Here is a 15,070-nt window from a genome sequence, read left to right on the forward strand (position 1 = left end):
GGACACTCATGTACGGAGTACGCCCGATGAAACTCTACAGCTATTTTCGCAGTTCCGCCGCCTACCGCGTTCGTATTGCGCTCAATCTGAAGGGGCTGGGCTATGAAACGGTGCCGGTGCATTTGCTCAAGGATGGTGGGCAACAGTTTTCGGCCGCCTACCGCGCACTGAACCCGACGCAATTGGTACCGACGCTGGTGGATGAGGACGTTGTCATCGGGCAATCGCTGGCGATTCTGGAATATCTGGACGAAACCCATCCGCAGCCGCCACTGCTGCCGGCGGATCCAGCTGGCCGTGCGCGTGTGCGCGCCATTGCCCAGACGATTGCCTGCGACATCCACCCGCTCAACAACCTGAGGGTACTCCGGTATCTCAAGCACGACATGGGGCTGGGCGACGAGGCGCGCGACAACTGGTACAAGCATTGGATCGCTGTGGGTCTGGCTTCGGTCGAAGCCTTGTTGGCCGGGCATCCGGATACCGGGCGCTTCTGCCATGGCGACGCCCCTGGGCTTGCCGATGCCTGCCTGGTGCCGCAGGTGTTCAACGCCCGGCGCATGGGGTGCGACCTTTCCGCCTTCCCCGCCATTGTGCGTATAGACGAAGCGTGTGCGGAGCTAGACGCATTTTGCGATGCCGCGCCTGCTGCCCAGCCCGATAGCGAAAGCTAGTTTGTGTGGCGGCGCGCCGCCATCCATTGCCGGATGTGGGCAAAGCGGTCGAAGCCCCAGAACGGCTCGCCGTCGATGATCACGAATGGGGAGCCGAAGACGCCATGCGCCATGGCCTGCGCGACGCCGTCCTTGAGTTGCGCCTTGATGCTTTCGTCGGCCATGCCTGCGGCCACATCTGCGCGCTGCAGGCCTGTTTCTTCGGCGACCTGCAACACCACATCGTTGTCGCCGATGTTGCGGCCATGGGCAAAGAAGGCCTGGTAGAGCGCTCGCGCCAGTTGTGCAGCTTTGGCGGGATCGCTGCGCTGCACATACAGCATGGCGCGGGCGGCGCCTACGGTGGCGATTGGAAACGGCGTGGGCAGCGTGAACGGGATACCGGCCAGCTCGGCGGTGCGGGCAAAATCGCGCCTTGCATAGTCACCCTTGATGGGGATTTCCGTCAGTGGGGCGGAACCCATGGACTTGAACATGGGCCCAAGCAAAATGGGGTGCCAATTGACCGTGCGCCCGATTTCGCGCCCCAGGTCTTCGATCTGCATGCTCGCAAAATAGCCATAGGGCGACGAAAACTCAAAGTAAAAATCGATAGCCTGGGGCATAGTGTTCCTTGGTGTCGTTGTGGCGGCATGGCCTGGCAATTGCTGATAAACCTTACGGCCGCTGACATCGGCGCGCTTGTTATGGTAGAAAGATTCAAGGCATACCGCAATGTCGGCGATAATGGCCGCTGTTTTCGGCGGCGAACGGAGTAAACGTGAAAAAAGCCACTGCGGCAGTTGGGGCGATCGTATTGCTGGGCGCCGCCTGGCTGGGCGCTACTTGGTATATTGGCAAGCGTACCGAAACGGTGTACGCCGCTGCCTTCAAGCAGGGCAATGCGCGCATCGGGCAGTTGCTCGGCCACGTCACGGCCGCCAGGCCCGGCCTGCATCTCGAATCCTATGAGCGCGGGTTTTTCACGTCGTCGGCCGTCTATAACCTGCATATCAAAGATGCTGGCGGTCGCCCTGTCGAAATCCGGTTGCGCGATCACATTCAGCATGGCCCTTTTCCCGCTGGTTCGCTGGCGTCGGGCTATGTCATGCCGGTCTTGGCACATATCCAGACAGGCCTGCTGGCTACGCCCTATACGCGTGCTTGGGTCGATAGCCAGCCCGATGGCACGCCCGCGACGGGTAGTACCACAGTGCGCCTGTCTGGCGACAGCAGCTCCGCCTGGGCGTTCCGGCCCGCGACATTTGCCACGCGCCACGGCGTACGCATTGCGTTCGGTGGCGGGACGATGCAGCTTGATTTTCGCAACCAGTTCCGCGACAACGATGCGGCGGGTCTGTTCCAGACACTCTCCGCCACCGACAATGCCTCCGGCGGCACGGTGTCAATGAAAGACATCCGCCTGAACGGCAATACGCGCACAGGCGAGAACAACGCGATCATTTCCGCCAGCGAGGCGCGCGTCGATACCGTTGTGATCGACGGAGGGGCGGCCGAAACGGGAGATGACATCGTACTTCGGCAGATCGGTGCGCAGGTCGACAGTACGCAGAGTGGCAAGTTGCTCGATACCGTCCATCGCTACGATATCGGCAGTGTGGTGGCGGGTGGGCTTGACCTGGGCAGCCTGGCGGTGGGCGGTCGTTTGAATCGCCTTGATATTCCTGCCCTAATGGCGCTGGGGACCGAGTACGATGCCATTTTGGCGCGCCAGGGGGTGACGGATCCGGCCAAAGCGGTGCTGACACCGAGCGACCAGCAGCGGCTGAATGACCGAATACTCGAACTACTCATCTCCAGGCCGTCTCTGTTGCTTGAGCCCGTGATCTGGAAGAATGCGCAAGGGCAAGCCACGGGAAGCCTGCTTTTTGATTTTGCCGCGCCTGATCCGGCTGCACTGCAGTCCGCCCAGATCGTACCAGCCTTCGTACGCAAGGCTGGCCTCAAGCTCAGCGTTTCTCGGCCTATGGTGGTCGAGGTGTTCCGGCATCTGCGCCAAGAGGGCGTGGACGAAGCCGAACTCAAGCTCATCGGGGGCATGTTGTTCGACCAATATGCCGGCCGCCTGCAGCAAGCGGGGCTGGTCAAGCTCAATGATGGAACAGCGTCCACGAATATGGTTTACGAGGCTAACGCCATGCAGGTCAATGGCGTGGTGATGCCGATGCAGGAGTTTCTCATGCGAGCCATGCTCTTGTTCATGTAGGTCTGGCGCCTCCCCTGCCGCCGATCGGGCTGCGGCGCCACGGAAGCCACGGGAGTACCTGTTTTGATTGGGTTCAAATATAGGACAATCGGTCCTTTTTATTGGCACTTATCCCAGGTTTGAGCACTATCTATAATTTCTTCATACGTGACGGAACCGCAACAGCGGTTCGACAACAGAAGGAATGCCATGAATACAGTACACACCATTACGCTCAATGAAACCGAGCGCATTGCGCGTCCGCGCAGTATAGAAAGGCTGGTGCGCGGCGTGCCGACTTCGGACGGCGCCGGCGTACGCCTGAATCGAGTATTGACGCAGGATCTGCAGCAGCGCCTGGATCCTTATCTGATGCTGGACAACTTCTCAAGCGATAACCCCGACGACTATATCGCTGGTTTTCCGGATCACCCGCATCGTGGCTTCGAGACAATCACCTACATGATCGAGGGCCGCATGCGGCATCGCGACAGTGCGGGGCATGAAGGCCTGTTGCAAAATGGCGGAGTGCAATGGATGACCGCTGGCAGCGGGCTGGTGCATTCGGAACTGCCCGAACAGGAATCGGGGCGGATGGATGGCTTTCAGCTGTGGCTCAATCTGCCTGCGCGCGACAAGATGACGACGCCAGGCTATCGCGACATCCAGAGTGCCGAGATTCCCGAGTTTACGTTGGGTGAGGCAGTGCGGGTGCGTGTCATTGCCGGTTCCAGCCATGGCGTGGCAGGGGCGGTACAGCGCCCGGTGACAGCGCCGCTCTATCTCGATGTGCATTTCGATGCCGCCGGCGACTTCACACAGGCTGTGCCGGAAGGTTTCAACGGCTTTGTGTTTGCGTATCGCGGCGATGTCGAAGTGGGTGAGGTCAAGGTGCCGACGGGCCAGATGGCCATCCTGGCCAACGATGGCGACGGTGTCGTGTTGCGCGCCAGCGCGGCCGCGCGTGCGCTACTAATCGCCGGTAAACCGCTGCGCGAACCCATCGCGCAATACGGGCCGTTCGTCATGAACACGCGTGAGCAGCTCATGCAGGCCGTGGCGGACTTTCAGGCGGGTAAGTTCCATAACCAGGCCTGAACGCGGGGCGGCGTGCCAGATGACGCGTGCGGCGGGCGGGGCAGTAATGCCCCGCCCGCTTTGCATTGGCGGAGGCCCGCCAATGCGTTATCGTAGCAAAGGCCCGGCGTTGCGCCGCCTCGCTGCCATTCAGGAGCCCACGTTTTGCGACAACAGAATATCCCTATGTTTGATGAGCACGGGCAGCCTCTGCCCGATAACGAAGGGGCGATTGCCCGTTCCTCGTTGCCGCCTGCGGCGGATGCTGGCAACAAGCCTGCCGCCGCACTGGAACCCCAGCCGGGCGTCAACATGAGCGGAAACGGCTTTGATGGCGTGCAGAATGCCTTCCAGGGTCGGCTCGTCGATCACCTTGCCAGTCTCCCACTCGGCTGGCAAGGTGTGTTTGACGCTTCTCATTGTCAGGAAACGCTGCGGTCGCTCGATGGATTTTTGTCGGCACGGCTGGCCGAAGGTGTGACCATCTTTCCCTTGCGGCCCTTCCGGGCGCTGCTCGAGGTGGCGCCCGAGGATGTACAGGTGGTGATCCTGGGCCAGGATCCTTACCACGGCCCCAACCAGGCTCAGGGGCTGGCGTTTTCGGTACCCGATATCTGCCGTACACCGCCCAGCCTGCGCAATATGTTTGCCGAACTGGCCCAGGAATACCCTGGCGAATACGTGCGCCAGCGCAACAGCCTGGTGCGTTGGGCACGGCAAGGGGTGTTGTTGCTCAACGCGAGCCTGACGGTCGAGGCTCAGCAGGCGGGCTCGCACGCCAAGCGTGGATGGGAAATCCTCACCGATGCCATTTTGCTCCACGTACTGCGTCAGCCGCGGCCCAAGGTGTTTCTGCTGTGGGGGGCGCATGCGCAATCCAAACAGGCGCTGCTGCGCGAGCATCCGCCTGCCGGGCCCGTGCATATACTGTGCGCCAACCATCCGTCGCCCCTGTCCGCCACGCGTCCGCCTCGGCCTTTCATGGGCTGCGGCCACTTTCGCGCCGCCAACGACTGGCTGCAGGCCCGAGGGGAGCGTGGGGTGGATTGGCTGACCAATGATGTTGCGCTGGCGCAGGCGGTGACAACGGCCTGACGATCGCACCGTTTCCGCAAGCGCATGCGGCCGTCAGCGAATCGGCCGCCCTTGCCGATTGCGCCTGGGCCTTTCCTGCACGACATTGCTTTCCAGCATTGCAGCTGCGCGGGCTTCAATGCGGTCTAGCATGCTGCCCAGCGCCACGATTTCCGTTGGGCTGAGATCTTGGAACACTTCTTCATTCAGGGACGCGACGATGGGCATGATGTCGTGATAGCGCTGCATGCCGTGCTCCGTGACGGATACGTGCACGATACGCGCGTCGCGCTCGTCGCGGGCACGCGCCAACAGGCCTTTTTCGCACAATGACCCCACAGCTCGGGAGGTGCGGGCTGCATCCAGTGATGCGGCTTCGGCCAGTGCGGTGCTGGTGAGCGTGTGATGCATGCAGGCGATGGCCAGTATGCGCCACTCGCGCCGGGTGATATTGAAGCGGCCTTCACATAGACGGGTGAAGATCGGGTTGCCAGCCGACCAGGCGCGATACAGCCGGAACATCATCATGCCCGGCAGCGTGGGCGCCCCGGCGCCGGCCGCTGTGAGTGCGGGCGCGCCTTGCGTACAGGGTGCGGGGGTGGAAGGAGGTATGGGCGTGCTGGCCATCGGGTGACCTTTGATCGGGACGATATTTGATTAGAACAACTATTGTCTGCCTTGTTAAGCTGTTGCTCAGAACTGATACAGATCAAGAAAAGGAGACAACTCATGGTCCAGAATCCCATTCGCGCCGCAGCGGCGGCCTGCCTGCTGTCGGGGCTTTTGTTCACGGGCGCGTCGCACGCCGCCGCCCCCGCGGAACCACTTACTGTCGTCGTACCCTATGCGCCGGGCGGTGCCTCTGATCGCGCAGCGCGCATTGTGTCGGACGGCCTGCAGAAAAAGCTCGGCGTCCCCGTCATCGTCGAGAATAAAACCGGCGCGGGCGGTCGTATTGCCGCCCAGTATGTAAAAGGTGCGTCAGCTGACAAGAATATTCTGATCCTGGCTAACCCCGCCATCATGGTTGTGGCGCCCATGGTTTTCAGCGAACTCTCTTACGATGCCGCCAAAGATTTTCAGCCCGTTTCCATGGTGACGCAATATGGTTTTGGCGTTGCGGTGTCGGCAGACAGCAAAATCCAGGACATGAAGCAGCTGATTGGCTGGGCCAAGGAGCATCCGGGTGCGTTCAATATCGGTGTGCCGGCCACCGGCAGTCTGCCGCATTTCTTTGGCCTCATGCTGTCCCAGCAGATTGGCGCCAAGGGTGAAATCATCGGCTATCGCGGTTCCGCGCCCGTGATTACCGATCTTATCGGCGGCGCGGTGCCGCTGGCCATCGATACGCTGGATGTGCTGACTGCCCAGCACCAAGGCAAGCGCATCCGCATTCTGGCGACATCGGGCGGTGAGCGCGAAACCGCGCTGCCCGACGTGCCCACGTTCAAGCAGGTGGGCGTCGATCTGGAAGCGTCCGGTTGGAATGCTTTCTTTGCCCCTGCGTCCATGCCGGCCGACAAGGTTGCCCGCCTGGGCGACGCCATCAAGGCAGTCACGGCTGATTCGGCTGTACAGCAAACGCTGCTGCAAAATGAATTGATCCCTGTGTCGGCCAGCGCCAAGGAAACTCGTGCGCGCATCGAGCAATTCCGCGAGCAGTGGGCGCCGGTGATCAAGGCGTCCGGTTTCGTGGTCACGAAATAGGCGTGCGGCGGAGAGAGGCAGACAGCATGGCGCAGCCCAGAAACGTCTTGTTTATCATGGCCGATCAGTTGCGGGCGGATCACCTCGCCTGCTATGGCCATCCCCATATCCGCACCCCCAACCTGGATGCGCTGGCCGCGCGGGGTGTGCGCTTTGACCGTGCCTTCGTCAATTCGGGCGTCTGTGGGCCCTCGCGCATGAGCTACTACACCGGCCGCTACCCCTCTACACATGGCGCCACATGGAACCGCGTGCCGCTGTCGGTGGGTGAGGTGACCATGGGCGAATATTTGCGTGCCGGTGGACATAGGCTGGTACTGGCCGGCAAAACGCATGTCATGGTCGATCACAAAGGGCTGGAGCGCCTGGCGCTTGATGGTGGCGGCGAACTGGGCCGTTTGCTCAGCACGGGCGGTTTCGAAGAGATCGATCGCTACGATGGCCACCACGAGCCTGGCGAGGAAAGCGGGTACCCGGCCTATCTTCGCCGGCATGGCTATCAGTCCGACGACCCCTGGACAGACTTTGTCATCTCCGCGCGCGGCCCCGGCGGCCAAGCCGTGAGCGGCTGGCATATGCGTAATGCGTGCTATCCCTCGCTGGTGGACGAAGCGCATTCGGAAACCGCCTATATGACGAACCAGGCTTTGTCCTTTATGGAGCGCATGGGAGACCAGCCCTGGGTACTGCACCTGAGCTACGTGAAACCGCACTGGCCTTATATTGCGCCCGCGCCATATCACAATATGTACAGCCCCGACCAATGCCTGCCTGTGGTACGCAGCGAGGCGGAACTGGCAGATGCGCACCCCGTGCTGGCGGCCTACCGCCAGCAGGAAGAAAGCGTCAGCTTCTCAAGTGACGCCTGTGTGCGCACCGTGCGGCCCGCCTATCAGGGGCTGATTACCCAATTGGACGACCATCTGGGCCGGCTGTTCGATGCGATGTCGCGTAGCGGGCTGATGGACAACACGCTGATTATCTTCACTGCCGACCATGGTGATTTTCTGGGCGATCACTGGTTCGGAGAGAAAGAGCTGTTCTATGATGCGGTGCAGCGCGTGCCCTTCATCGTGTACGATCCTTCGCCGGAAGCGGATACTACGCGCGGCACTGTCGACGACAGAATGATCGAATCCGTGGATGTTCTGCCGACGATGCTGTCTTGGCTGGGTTTGCCGCAGGCCTCGCACCGCATCGAGGGGCGCGATCTGCTGCCGCTGTTGCGTGGCGAGCACGGGCCATGGCGCGACTGCGTGTTCTCCGAACTGGATTACAGCTACCGGCTGGCGCGCGTGCTGCGAGGTAAATCGCCCGCCAATGCCAGGGCGTGGTCGGTGCGCACTGATCGTTGGCGTTATGTGTATTGGCTCGATGAGCCTGAACAGCTTTACGATCTGGAGAATGATCCGCAGCAATTCACGGATCTTGGCCGCTCGCCGGCGCATGCGGACGTGCGGGCCGAATGTCGGGGGCGGTTGCTGCAGTGGTTCATGAGCCTCAAGCGCCGCACGACGGTGACGGACGCGGAGGTCGAGCGCGGCACCAATGCCTACAAGAAGGCGGGGGTGTTTTTCGGCCAGTGGTAATGGGTGGGTGGGCCGCCCGCGTCCTTGGCGCATCGGCGGCCTTTGGCCTGGCTGAGGCGTTTGTGCGCGAATGTGGCCACGCACCGTGCTGCGGGGCGCCGCAGTGCATGCTGCGTGGGGGATATACTGGCAGGCTAACAGCGCGCGCTGCGCGCGGATACCTCCCGTTCGCTGTCTATCCATGAAGATCCTGCATACCTCCGACTGGCATTTGGGCCGCGCCTTATATGGCCGCAGGCGCTATGAAGAATTTGAAGCGTTTCTTGAATGGCTGGTCGGCTGCATAGAGCGTGAGCAGATCGATGTGCTGCTGGTGGCAGGCGACGTGTTCGACACCAGCACGCCCAGCAATCGCGCCCAGGCCCTGTATTACCGTTTTCTGTGCCGCATTGCGCGTTCGTCCTGCCGGCATGTCGTGGTAATTGCAGGAAACCATGATTCACCTTCGTTTCTGGATGCGCCGCGCGAACTGCTCAAGGCGCTGGACGTGCACGTGGTGGGAAGTGCCGCTCAAGACCCTGCCGATGAGGTCATTGTGCTTGACGATGCACAGGGCGGCCCCGCGCTGATTGTCTGTGCTGTTCCCTATCTGCGGGATCGCGATATCCGCGCCGCAGAGGCCGGCGAAAGCATGGAAGACAAAGAACGCAAGCTCACCGAGGGCATACGCGATCATTACGCGGCGGTTGCCGCTTCCGCCCAGGCGCGCCGCGAGGTGCTCGGCCAGGCATTGCCCATTGTTGGCATGGGGCATTTGTTCACGGCGGGCGGGCAGACCATCGACGGCGATGGCGTTCGCGAGTTGTATGTGGGCACGCTGGCGCATGTGTCGGGCGGTATGTTCCCGGATTGTTTTGATTACCTTGCCCTGGGCCACCTGCATGTGCCGCAACGCGTGGGCGGTGCCGACACACGGCGTTATTGCGGTTCGCCCATACCCATGGGGTTTGGCGAGGCTGGCCAGCAAAAGCGTGTCTGTGTGGTCGAGCTGGAGGGCCGCCTTGATCAGGGGGTGAACGTGGCTGTGCGTGAAATCGACGTGCCGGTATTCCAGGAATTGGTGCGCATCACCGGTGATTGGGAAGGCATCGCGGCCCGGCTGGCGGCGCTGAAAGCGGCGCAATCACATGCCTGGGTTGAGGTTTTCTACGAAGGCAGCGCTGTGCTGGGCGATCTGCGCGATCGGCTTGATGCGCTAGTGGCAGGTTCCGCCATCGAGATACTGCGCGTGCGCAACAACCGCGTTGCGGCATTGGCACTGGCGCAGGCCGATAGCGCCGAAACGCTGGATGACCTGAACCCGGAAGAGGTCTTTCAGCGCTGCTTGGCGGCGCATGATGTACCGCCGGCGCAGCGTGATGCGCTGCTCGACAGCTACCGTGCTGTGTTGGCCTCGGTGCTCGAGCATGACGCGCGTGCGGAATAGGCGAGGCGACACATGCGCATACTGAAGGTGCGGTTCCGCAACCTGAATTCACTGGCGGGAGAGTGGGAGATCGATTTCACCCACCCCGATTACGCCGCAGGCGGCATCTTTGCCATTACCGGCCCCACCGGGGCGGGCAAGAGCACAATTCTCGATGCCATCTGCCTGGCACTCTATGGCAGTACGCCGCGGCTGGGCAAGATCACTAAAAGTGGCAACGACATCATGTCGCGCCAAACGGGCGAGTGTTTTGCCGAGGTGTGCTTCGAGACCAGCTCTGGCCGCTATCGCTGCCACTGGGGGCATCACCGCGCCAGGCGCAAAGCCACAGGCGAGCTGCAGTTGCCGCGTCATGAGATCAGCGAAATCGACACTGGCAAGATCATTGATGCCAGCTTGCGCGGCGTGGCGGAACAGGTAGAAAACCTGACGGGCATGGATTTCGACCGCTTCACGCGCTCCATGCTGTTGGCGCAAGGCGGATTCGCCGCATTCTTGCAGGCGCCTCCGGACGAACGTGGTCCTGTACTGGAGCAGATCACCGGCACTGAAATCTACAGTCGCATTTCGATGGGTGTGCACGAGCGGCGCAGCGACGCGCGTGCACGGCTTGATGTGCTGCAGGCCGAACTGGCCGGTATGCACCTGCTGAGCGAGGAAGAAGTTGCTGCGCTGGTGTTGCGGCGCGATGAACTGACCATGGGCGATCAGGCGTTGCAGCGCGATGTTGCACATTACGACGGCCTGCTTGCTTGGTTCGATGAGTTGGCTCGTTTGCAGGAAGACCTTGCCCGAGACAATGCCCGGCAGGGCGAGTTGGCAGTGCAGATGCAGGGCTTCGCACCGCGGCGCGAAACTTTGGCGCGGGCTGCAGCTGCGCTTGAGTTGCAGGCGGATTACGCCGCCCTTGAGGTCGAGCGCAACGCAAACAGTCAGGATCGCGCTGCGCTCGGGCAGGCCCATGCAACACTGGATGTGCGGCAGGCAGGGCGCGGCGAAGCGGAAGCCGCGGCACACCGTGCCGCCGCCGCACATGCGGTCGCGCGCAGCGCCTATGAGGAGGCACTGCCAGTGCTGCGCCGCGTAGCCCAACTGGATGTGCAACTGCGTGAAGCGCAGGCGCACGCGGCCGATGCCATGGATGCGGAGCGGGGTTTGCGCGAACGGCAGGCGGAACTCGCGGCACAACAGCAGGCCGCGCTCGACAAGCTGGACGCGCAGCGCGGCGAGCGGCGCGAGATCGAGACTTGGCAAGGCCTGCACGCCGTGGACGGGCAATTGGCTGAACAATTGGCGGGCATAGATAGCGCGCTGGGACGCTTGCAGACGCTGTTTGCGCGCAGCGATGGCAGGCGGCGGGCGGTTGAGGCGGCGTACGCCCGCTTGACCGTCGCGCAACAGCAGCGCAACGCGCTTGTGCAGGCCCGCGAGCATGCCGAGGCTGAGCTTGCCCGCCAAGTCGCGCCCCTGGCCGACGCCCGTACGCGCTTGGACGCTACGCTGGCGGGGCGGCCGCTCACCGCCTGGCGTGAGCAGGTTCACACATTGCAGGAAGCGCGCCGGGTGCTGGATGCGGCATGTGTGGCCCAAGCGGCATTGGGCGAAGCCCATTGCCGGATAGAGGGCGCACAGCGCCGTGAGCAGGCATTGGCCGAGTGTTTGCAGCAGCGGCGTGCCGAACGCGATGCGGCCCTGGTGGCCGTGGATGCACTGGAGCGCGAGGAAGGCCTGCTGCAGACGCAGTGGGTGCTGCTGCAGCGCATCGCCTCGCTGGAAGACGCCCGGCACGATCTGCGCGATGGCGATCCCTGCCCCTTGTGTGGCGCCCGCGAACATCCCTTTGCTCACGATACAGCAATCCCTGCGCCGGATGATACCCGCCAGCAGCTCGATGCGGCCCGCACTGCTTTGCGTGAGGCCCGTGAGCGGGCCACCGCCGGCCAGGTTGCACTGACGGGTGCGGAGCACGATATGGGACAGGCGCGTGAGGCCGGGCGACAGGCGCAGGCGCAGGCGGCTACGCAGCATGACGCTTTGTTGGCGCTGCTTCAGCAACTGGCACAGCTGGCACTGCAGCCGGATGCGCCACTGCCGCTCGCGAGCGAAGGGACGGCGCTCAAATCGCTGTATGGCGGTGATCGCGAAGCGCTGCGACAGGCGGCATTGTCTGCGCTGCGCGACACACTAGTGGATGCGTTGCGCGAGGCGCAGCGGGTCGTGCGAGAGGCCGACGCCGCCACGCAGGCGTGTCAAGGGATCCAGTCATCCGCCGAGCATGCGCAAGCGGCACTGGGGAAGGTCATGCAGCAAACACAGGATGCGGTTCACCAGTGCGACATGGCCCGGCAAGCACAGGAGCAGGCACGTGCCGAGGCAGACGAGGCTGATACGGAAGTAGGGGAGGCCCGTGTCGCGCTGGATCGGATGCTGGCCACTTATGGGCTGGACACGGCCGGGGATGACCGCGCTGTTTTTTCTGGCGCCAGGGCGACATTGGCTGCCCGGCGCGATGCATGGCAGGCGCGCCAGCAGCGCCATGCCGAGGTAGAGCGCGATATTGCGTTGTTAGAAGCTAAGTTGCGCCAGTTTACCGCGCAGGCTGATTCGATTGTGCAGTCGCTGGCGCAGGCGGGCGTGCGTCGCGCAAACCTCGATGGTCGTTGCGATGCCTTGCGCAGCCAGCGGCGGAGCCTGATCGGCGACGCGGACCCCGCAGTGCGTGAATCGATGCTGGCCGGCGCAGTGCGCGAAGCTGAGCAGGCGCGCGATCAGGCACGCGCGTCGCATGACACCCTGGTGCGCGAGATACAAGGCCTGTTGGCGCACATTGATGCGTTGGATGCTACGCTCGCACGCCGAGCCGTTCGGCTAGCAGAGCAGGAGCCCGCGTTCGCCGTCCGTCTACAGGCCGCAGGTTTCGCGGATGAGCGTTCGTTTGTGGCAGCGCGCCTGCCCGATACGACCCGGCGTGAACTGGCCGAGGAAGCGGCCCGGCTGGATCGCGATCATGCCGCGCTGGCGTTGCGCATCGCCAACCACGAAGAGCGTCTGGTGCAATTGCGTGAACAGGCGCGTACGGATGAGCCACGGGACGCCGTGATGCTGGCCCGCGATAGCCTGCGCGCGCGGCATCAGGCCATGATGCTGGAGCTCGCTGCGGTGCGCAACCGCCTGGACGATCATGCCGCACTACGGCGCACCCAGGCTGACCGTGTACATGCCATTGCCACGCAGCAGATCGAGTGCGCACGCTGGGATCACTTGCATGAATTGATCGGTTCCGCAGATGGCAAGAAGTTCCGTAATTTTGCGCAAGGCCTGACGTTTGACATGATGATCGGCCACGCCAACCGTCAATTGCAGAACATGACCGATCGTTATCTGCTGGTGAGGGATCCGGCGCAGCCGCTGGAGCTGAACGTCATCGACAACTATCAGGCAGGCGAGGTGCGCACCGCCAAAAACCTATCGGGCGGCGAAAGCTTTATCGTCAGCCTGGCATTGGCGTTGGGGCTGTCCAGCATGGCCAGCCGGAACGTACGGGTGGATTCGTTGTTTCTGGATGAGGGCTTCGGCACGCTGGATGAGGATGCCCTGGATACCGCGCTCAGCACTCTGGGAAGCCTGCAGCAGGCGGGTAAGTTGATCGGCGTGATCTCGCACGTGCCGGCGCTGAAAGAGCGCATCGGCACGCAGGTGCGTGTGGCGCCGCAGACGGGCGGGCGTAGTGTACTGGCCGGGCCTGGTTGTCGGCGTGTAGCCTAGCACGGCACCGTGCGCCTTGACGGGCCCGCGTCAGGCCGCCGCGCCTGACGGTGTGGATCCCGGGAAATCATCATTGGCCGCAGGTGGGGCCGTGCCCAAGTCAATCAGCGCGTCGTCGCTGCGGAACCAGCCGGTGAGGCTCCAGCGGGGCCGCGTGCAGGGCAGCACGGCGTGCGGGATAAGATCACTGCGAAACACCACAATACGGCCCAGCCGCGGCTGTACCTTCTTGAGGACGGTGTCTGGAGCCTGCGGGTCGTACAGGCATAGCTCGCCGCCGTTGTCGTCTTGCCAGACACGGTTCAGGTACAGCACCAGCGAAATCTTGCGGTGCGGCTGGCCTTGGTGCTGATCGATATGGCGCTGGTAGCCCTGGCCCGCACCGTAGCGGGCAAAATGGAACTCGGCCCGGCGCAGGCCTACATAGAAGGCGCGATTCAACGCAAGCCGCAGGGTGTCTGCCCACTCCAGAAAAGCCTGGCAGCCCGCAGCGGGGTGGCTGGGTTCGAGCCAGTGAATGGTGTCGCCGCGTATTACAGTATTGCGGATGGGCTGTTTGGGCGAGCCCACATGCGCATCGCGGAAAAGGCCCTGGCGCCACGCCTGCCTGCCCGCCTGGCGCAGTTGCATGATCAGCGTGTCCGGCAAAAGCTGGTCGGCAACGGCCCAGCCGTCTGTCTCCAGCGCATCAAGCAGTGCCTCGAAGTTAGGCATGGAAAGTGATCCGGTTGGGCCGGCAACCGAGTGCGATGCGGCCTTGACAGCCGTGGCACAGGCGTTGATTTGCAGGCCCGAAAATGTAGGAGGGCAATTTTATTCCATGGCGCAAGCAGGCGCCAGCATTTGATACGGGCTGTTGCGAACGTGCGCGGCCTTCGTCATTTAACTTGTTGCCCGCGGCAACTGCGGTGGTGTCGGGGTGGCTTGCACGGCCCGGTGCGGCAGGCTCATAATTTGCTATGCATGCAATGAACCGCGCGGACTGTTTTACCAGGAGAGTGTAATGGGTGAATTTGCCAAGAAGGCCGATGCGAAGTTTGATGCTGGGCTGGTGCGTTTCGATTGGGGTGAAGGCGAAGACAAACGCACCTACGAAATTTCCGCTGAGGCGCTGGTGCAGGCGTTCGGCGCCCGCGACGACAGTGGCAGCGAATTGCTCGATGCTTTCGAGCGCGGACGGGTAAGAATCATTGCCGCCGCCGAAGATGCCCGCAACACCCCGCTCGTGGATGGTGTCATCGAACTCGGTAGCGGCGACTTCGACGAAGACGATCCCGGCAAGGAAATGTCGCCGCCGTGAATGCCTCGCCGAGCGGGGGTGTGCCGGTTTTGAGCGCTTCAGTTGGCCGTTCGCCAGGCATTTTACCCCTTGCTTCGCGAAGGGTAGGCGCAAACACTGGCAACGCGTCGGTTGCGCTGCAGAGGCGGCCCGAGTCACAGGGTCGCGTCCTGGCTTATCAGCGATACGGGCCTAAGCCCGCGTTGGTGCTACACGGTGAATCGAACCGGAAATCGCGGAGGCTGTTGGGTTAAAGTAAAACAGGTTCCTCAGCCGGTGCTGCAAGTTGTCGAT

General features: G+C 62.7%; 12 protein-coding genes. 9 read left to right on the top strand and 3 right to left on the bottom strand.

Annotated elements, in window-relative coordinates:
• Window positions 1-26: 26 nt before the first annotated feature.
• Window positions 27-674, top strand: a complete 648-nt coding sequence (gene maiA / locus LOL23_RS18535; RefSeq protein ID WP_160975537.1) for a maleylacetoacetate isomerase — start codon at window positions 27-29, stop codon at window positions 672-674.
• Here maiA and LOL23_RS18540 read toward each other — a convergent pair.
• A complete protein-coding gene (locus LOL23_RS18540) occupies window positions 671-1,279 on the bottom strand; it encodes a 2-hydroxychromene-2-carboxylate isomerase (RefSeq protein WP_160975538.1) in 609 nt (202 codons plus the stop codon). The genes maiA and LOL23_RS18540 overlap by 4 nt on opposite strands.
• Window positions 1,280-1,434: 155 nt before the next feature.
• On the opposite strand from LOL23_RS18540, the gene LOL23_RS18545 reads away from it, so the two are divergent.
• From LOL23_RS18545 to LOL23_RS18555, 3 genes are all read left to right on the top strand, one after another.
• Window positions 1,435-2,880 carry a YdgA family protein gene (locus LOL23_RS18545; protein ID WP_160975539.1) on the top strand — a complete coding sequence of 482 codons (1,446 nt, stop codon included), beginning with the start codon at window positions 1,435-1,437 and terminating at the stop codon, window positions 2,878-2,880.
• Between the two features lie 189 nt (window positions 2,881-3,069).
• Window positions 3,070-3,957, top strand: coding sequence for a pirin family protein (locus LOL23_RS18550; RefSeq protein WP_160975540.1), 888 nt, complete (start codon window positions 3,070-3,072; stop codon window positions 3,955-3,957).
• A gap of 291 nt (window positions 3,958-4,248) precedes the next feature.
• Window positions 4,249-5,031: a uracil-DNA glycosylase gene (locus LOL23_RS18555; RefSeq protein WP_160976831.1), complete on the top strand. Its 783-nt coding sequence runs from the start codon at window positions 4,249-4,251 to the stop codon at window positions 5,029-5,031.
• 33 nt (window positions 5,032-5,064) lie between these two features.
• Here LOL23_RS18555 and LOL23_RS18560 read toward each other — a convergent pair whose 3' ends face one another.
• Window positions 5,065-5,637, bottom strand: coding sequence for a MarR family winged helix-turn-helix transcriptional regulator (locus LOL23_RS18560; RefSeq protein ID WP_160975541.1), 573 nt, complete (start codon window positions 5,635-5,637; stop codon window positions 5,065-5,067).
• Between the two features lie 102 nt (window positions 5,638-5,739).
• Between LOL23_RS18560 and LOL23_RS18565 the strand changes: the two genes are divergently transcribed.
• The 4 genes from LOL23_RS18565 (at window position 5,740) to LOL23_RS18580 (ending at window position 13,497) form a co-directional block, all read left to right on the top strand.
• A complete protein-coding gene (locus LOL23_RS18565) occupies window positions 5,740-6,717 on the top strand; it encodes a tripartite tricarboxylate transporter substrate-binding protein (RefSeq protein ID WP_160975542.1) in 978 nt (325 codons plus the stop codon).
• Window positions 6,718-6,743: 26 nt separating this feature from the next.
• Window positions 6,744-8,306, top strand: a complete 1,563-nt coding sequence (locus LOL23_RS18570) for a sulfatase-like hydrolase/transferase (RefSeq protein ID WP_237174092.1) — start codon at window positions 6,744-6,746, stop codon at window positions 8,304-8,306.
• Between the two features lie 181 nt (window positions 8,307-8,487).
• Window positions 8,488-9,732 (top strand): exonuclease SbcCD subunit D C-terminal domain-containing protein, encoded by a 1,245-nt coding sequence (locus LOL23_RS18575; RefSeq protein WP_160975544.1) that lies wholly within the window; start codon window positions 8,488-8,490, stop codon window positions 9,730-9,732.
• A gap of 12 nt (window positions 9,733-9,744) precedes the next feature.
• Window positions 9,745-13,497: an AAA family ATPase gene (locus LOL23_RS18580; RefSeq protein ID WP_160975545.1), complete on the top strand. Its 3,753-nt coding sequence runs from the start codon at window positions 9,745-9,747 to the stop codon at window positions 13,495-13,497.
• A gap of 30 nt (window positions 13,498-13,527) precedes the next feature.
• On the opposite strand, the gene LOL23_RS18585 is transcribed toward LOL23_RS18580, so the two are convergent.
• On the bottom strand, window positions 13,528-14,211 hold the full coding sequence (locus tag LOL23_RS18585) for a 2OG-Fe(II) oxygenase (RefSeq protein ID WP_160975546.1): 684 nt from the start codon (window positions 14,209-14,211) through the stop codon (window positions 13,528-13,530).
• 289 nt (window positions 14,212-14,500) lie between these two features.
• Between LOL23_RS18585 and LOL23_RS18590 the strand changes: the two genes are divergently transcribed.
• Entirely contained in the window at window positions 14,501-14,797 is a 297-nt protein-coding gene (locus LOL23_RS18590; protein WP_160975547.1) for a DUF1488 family protein, read from the top strand.
• The last annotated feature ends 273 nt before the right edge of the window (window positions 14,798-15,070 follow it).

This window comes from Paracandidimonas lactea, from assembly GCF_021653995.1.
GTDB lineage: Bacteria > Pseudomonadota > Gammaproteobacteria > Burkholderiales > Burkholderiaceae_B > Allopusillimonas > Allopusillimonas lactea.

Excerpts from the sequence above, each read along its gene's own strand:
- maiA (WP_160975537.1), top strand. The coding sequence starts at position 27 with ATGAAACTCTACAGCTATTTTCGCAGTTCCGCCGCCTACCGCGTTCGT.
- LOL23_RS18540 (WP_160975538.1), bottom strand. The coding sequence starts at position 1,279 with ATGCCCCAGGCTATCGATTTTTACTTTGAGTTTTCGTCGCCCTATGGC.
- LOL23_RS18550 (WP_160975540.1), top strand. The coding sequence starts at position 3,070 with ATGAATACAGTACACACCATTACGCTCAATGAAACCGAGCGCATTGCG.
- LOL23_RS18555 (WP_160976831.1), top strand. The coding sequence starts at position 4,249 with ATGAGCGGAAACGGCTTTGATGGCGTGCAGAATGCCTTCCAGGGTCGG.
- LOL23_RS18560 (WP_160975541.1), bottom strand. The coding sequence starts at position 5,637 with ATGGCCAGCACGCCCATACCTCCTTCCACCCCCGCACCCTGTACGCAA.
- LOL23_RS18565 (WP_160975542.1), top strand. The coding sequence starts at position 5,740 with ATGGTCCAGAATCCCATTCGCGCCGCAGCGGCGGCCTGCCTGCTGTCG.
- LOL23_RS18570 (WP_237174092.1), top strand. The coding sequence starts at position 6,744 with ATGGCGCAGCCCAGAAACGTCTTGTTTATCATGGCCGATCAGTTGCGG.
- LOL23_RS18575 (WP_160975544.1), top strand. The coding sequence starts at position 8,488 with ATGAAGATCCTGCATACCTCCGACTGGCATTTGGGCCGCGCCTTATAT.
- LOL23_RS18580 (WP_160975545.1), top strand. The coding sequence starts at position 9,745 with ATGCGCATACTGAAGGTGCGGTTCCGCAACCTGAATTCACTGGCGGGA.
- LOL23_RS18585 (WP_160975546.1), bottom strand. The coding sequence starts at position 14,211 with ATGCCTAACTTCGAGGCACTGCTTGATGCGCTGGAGACAGACGGCTGG.
- LOL23_RS18590 (WP_160975547.1), top strand. The coding sequence starts at position 14,501 with ATGGGTGAATTTGCCAAGAAGGCCGATGCGAAGTTTGATGCTGGGCTG.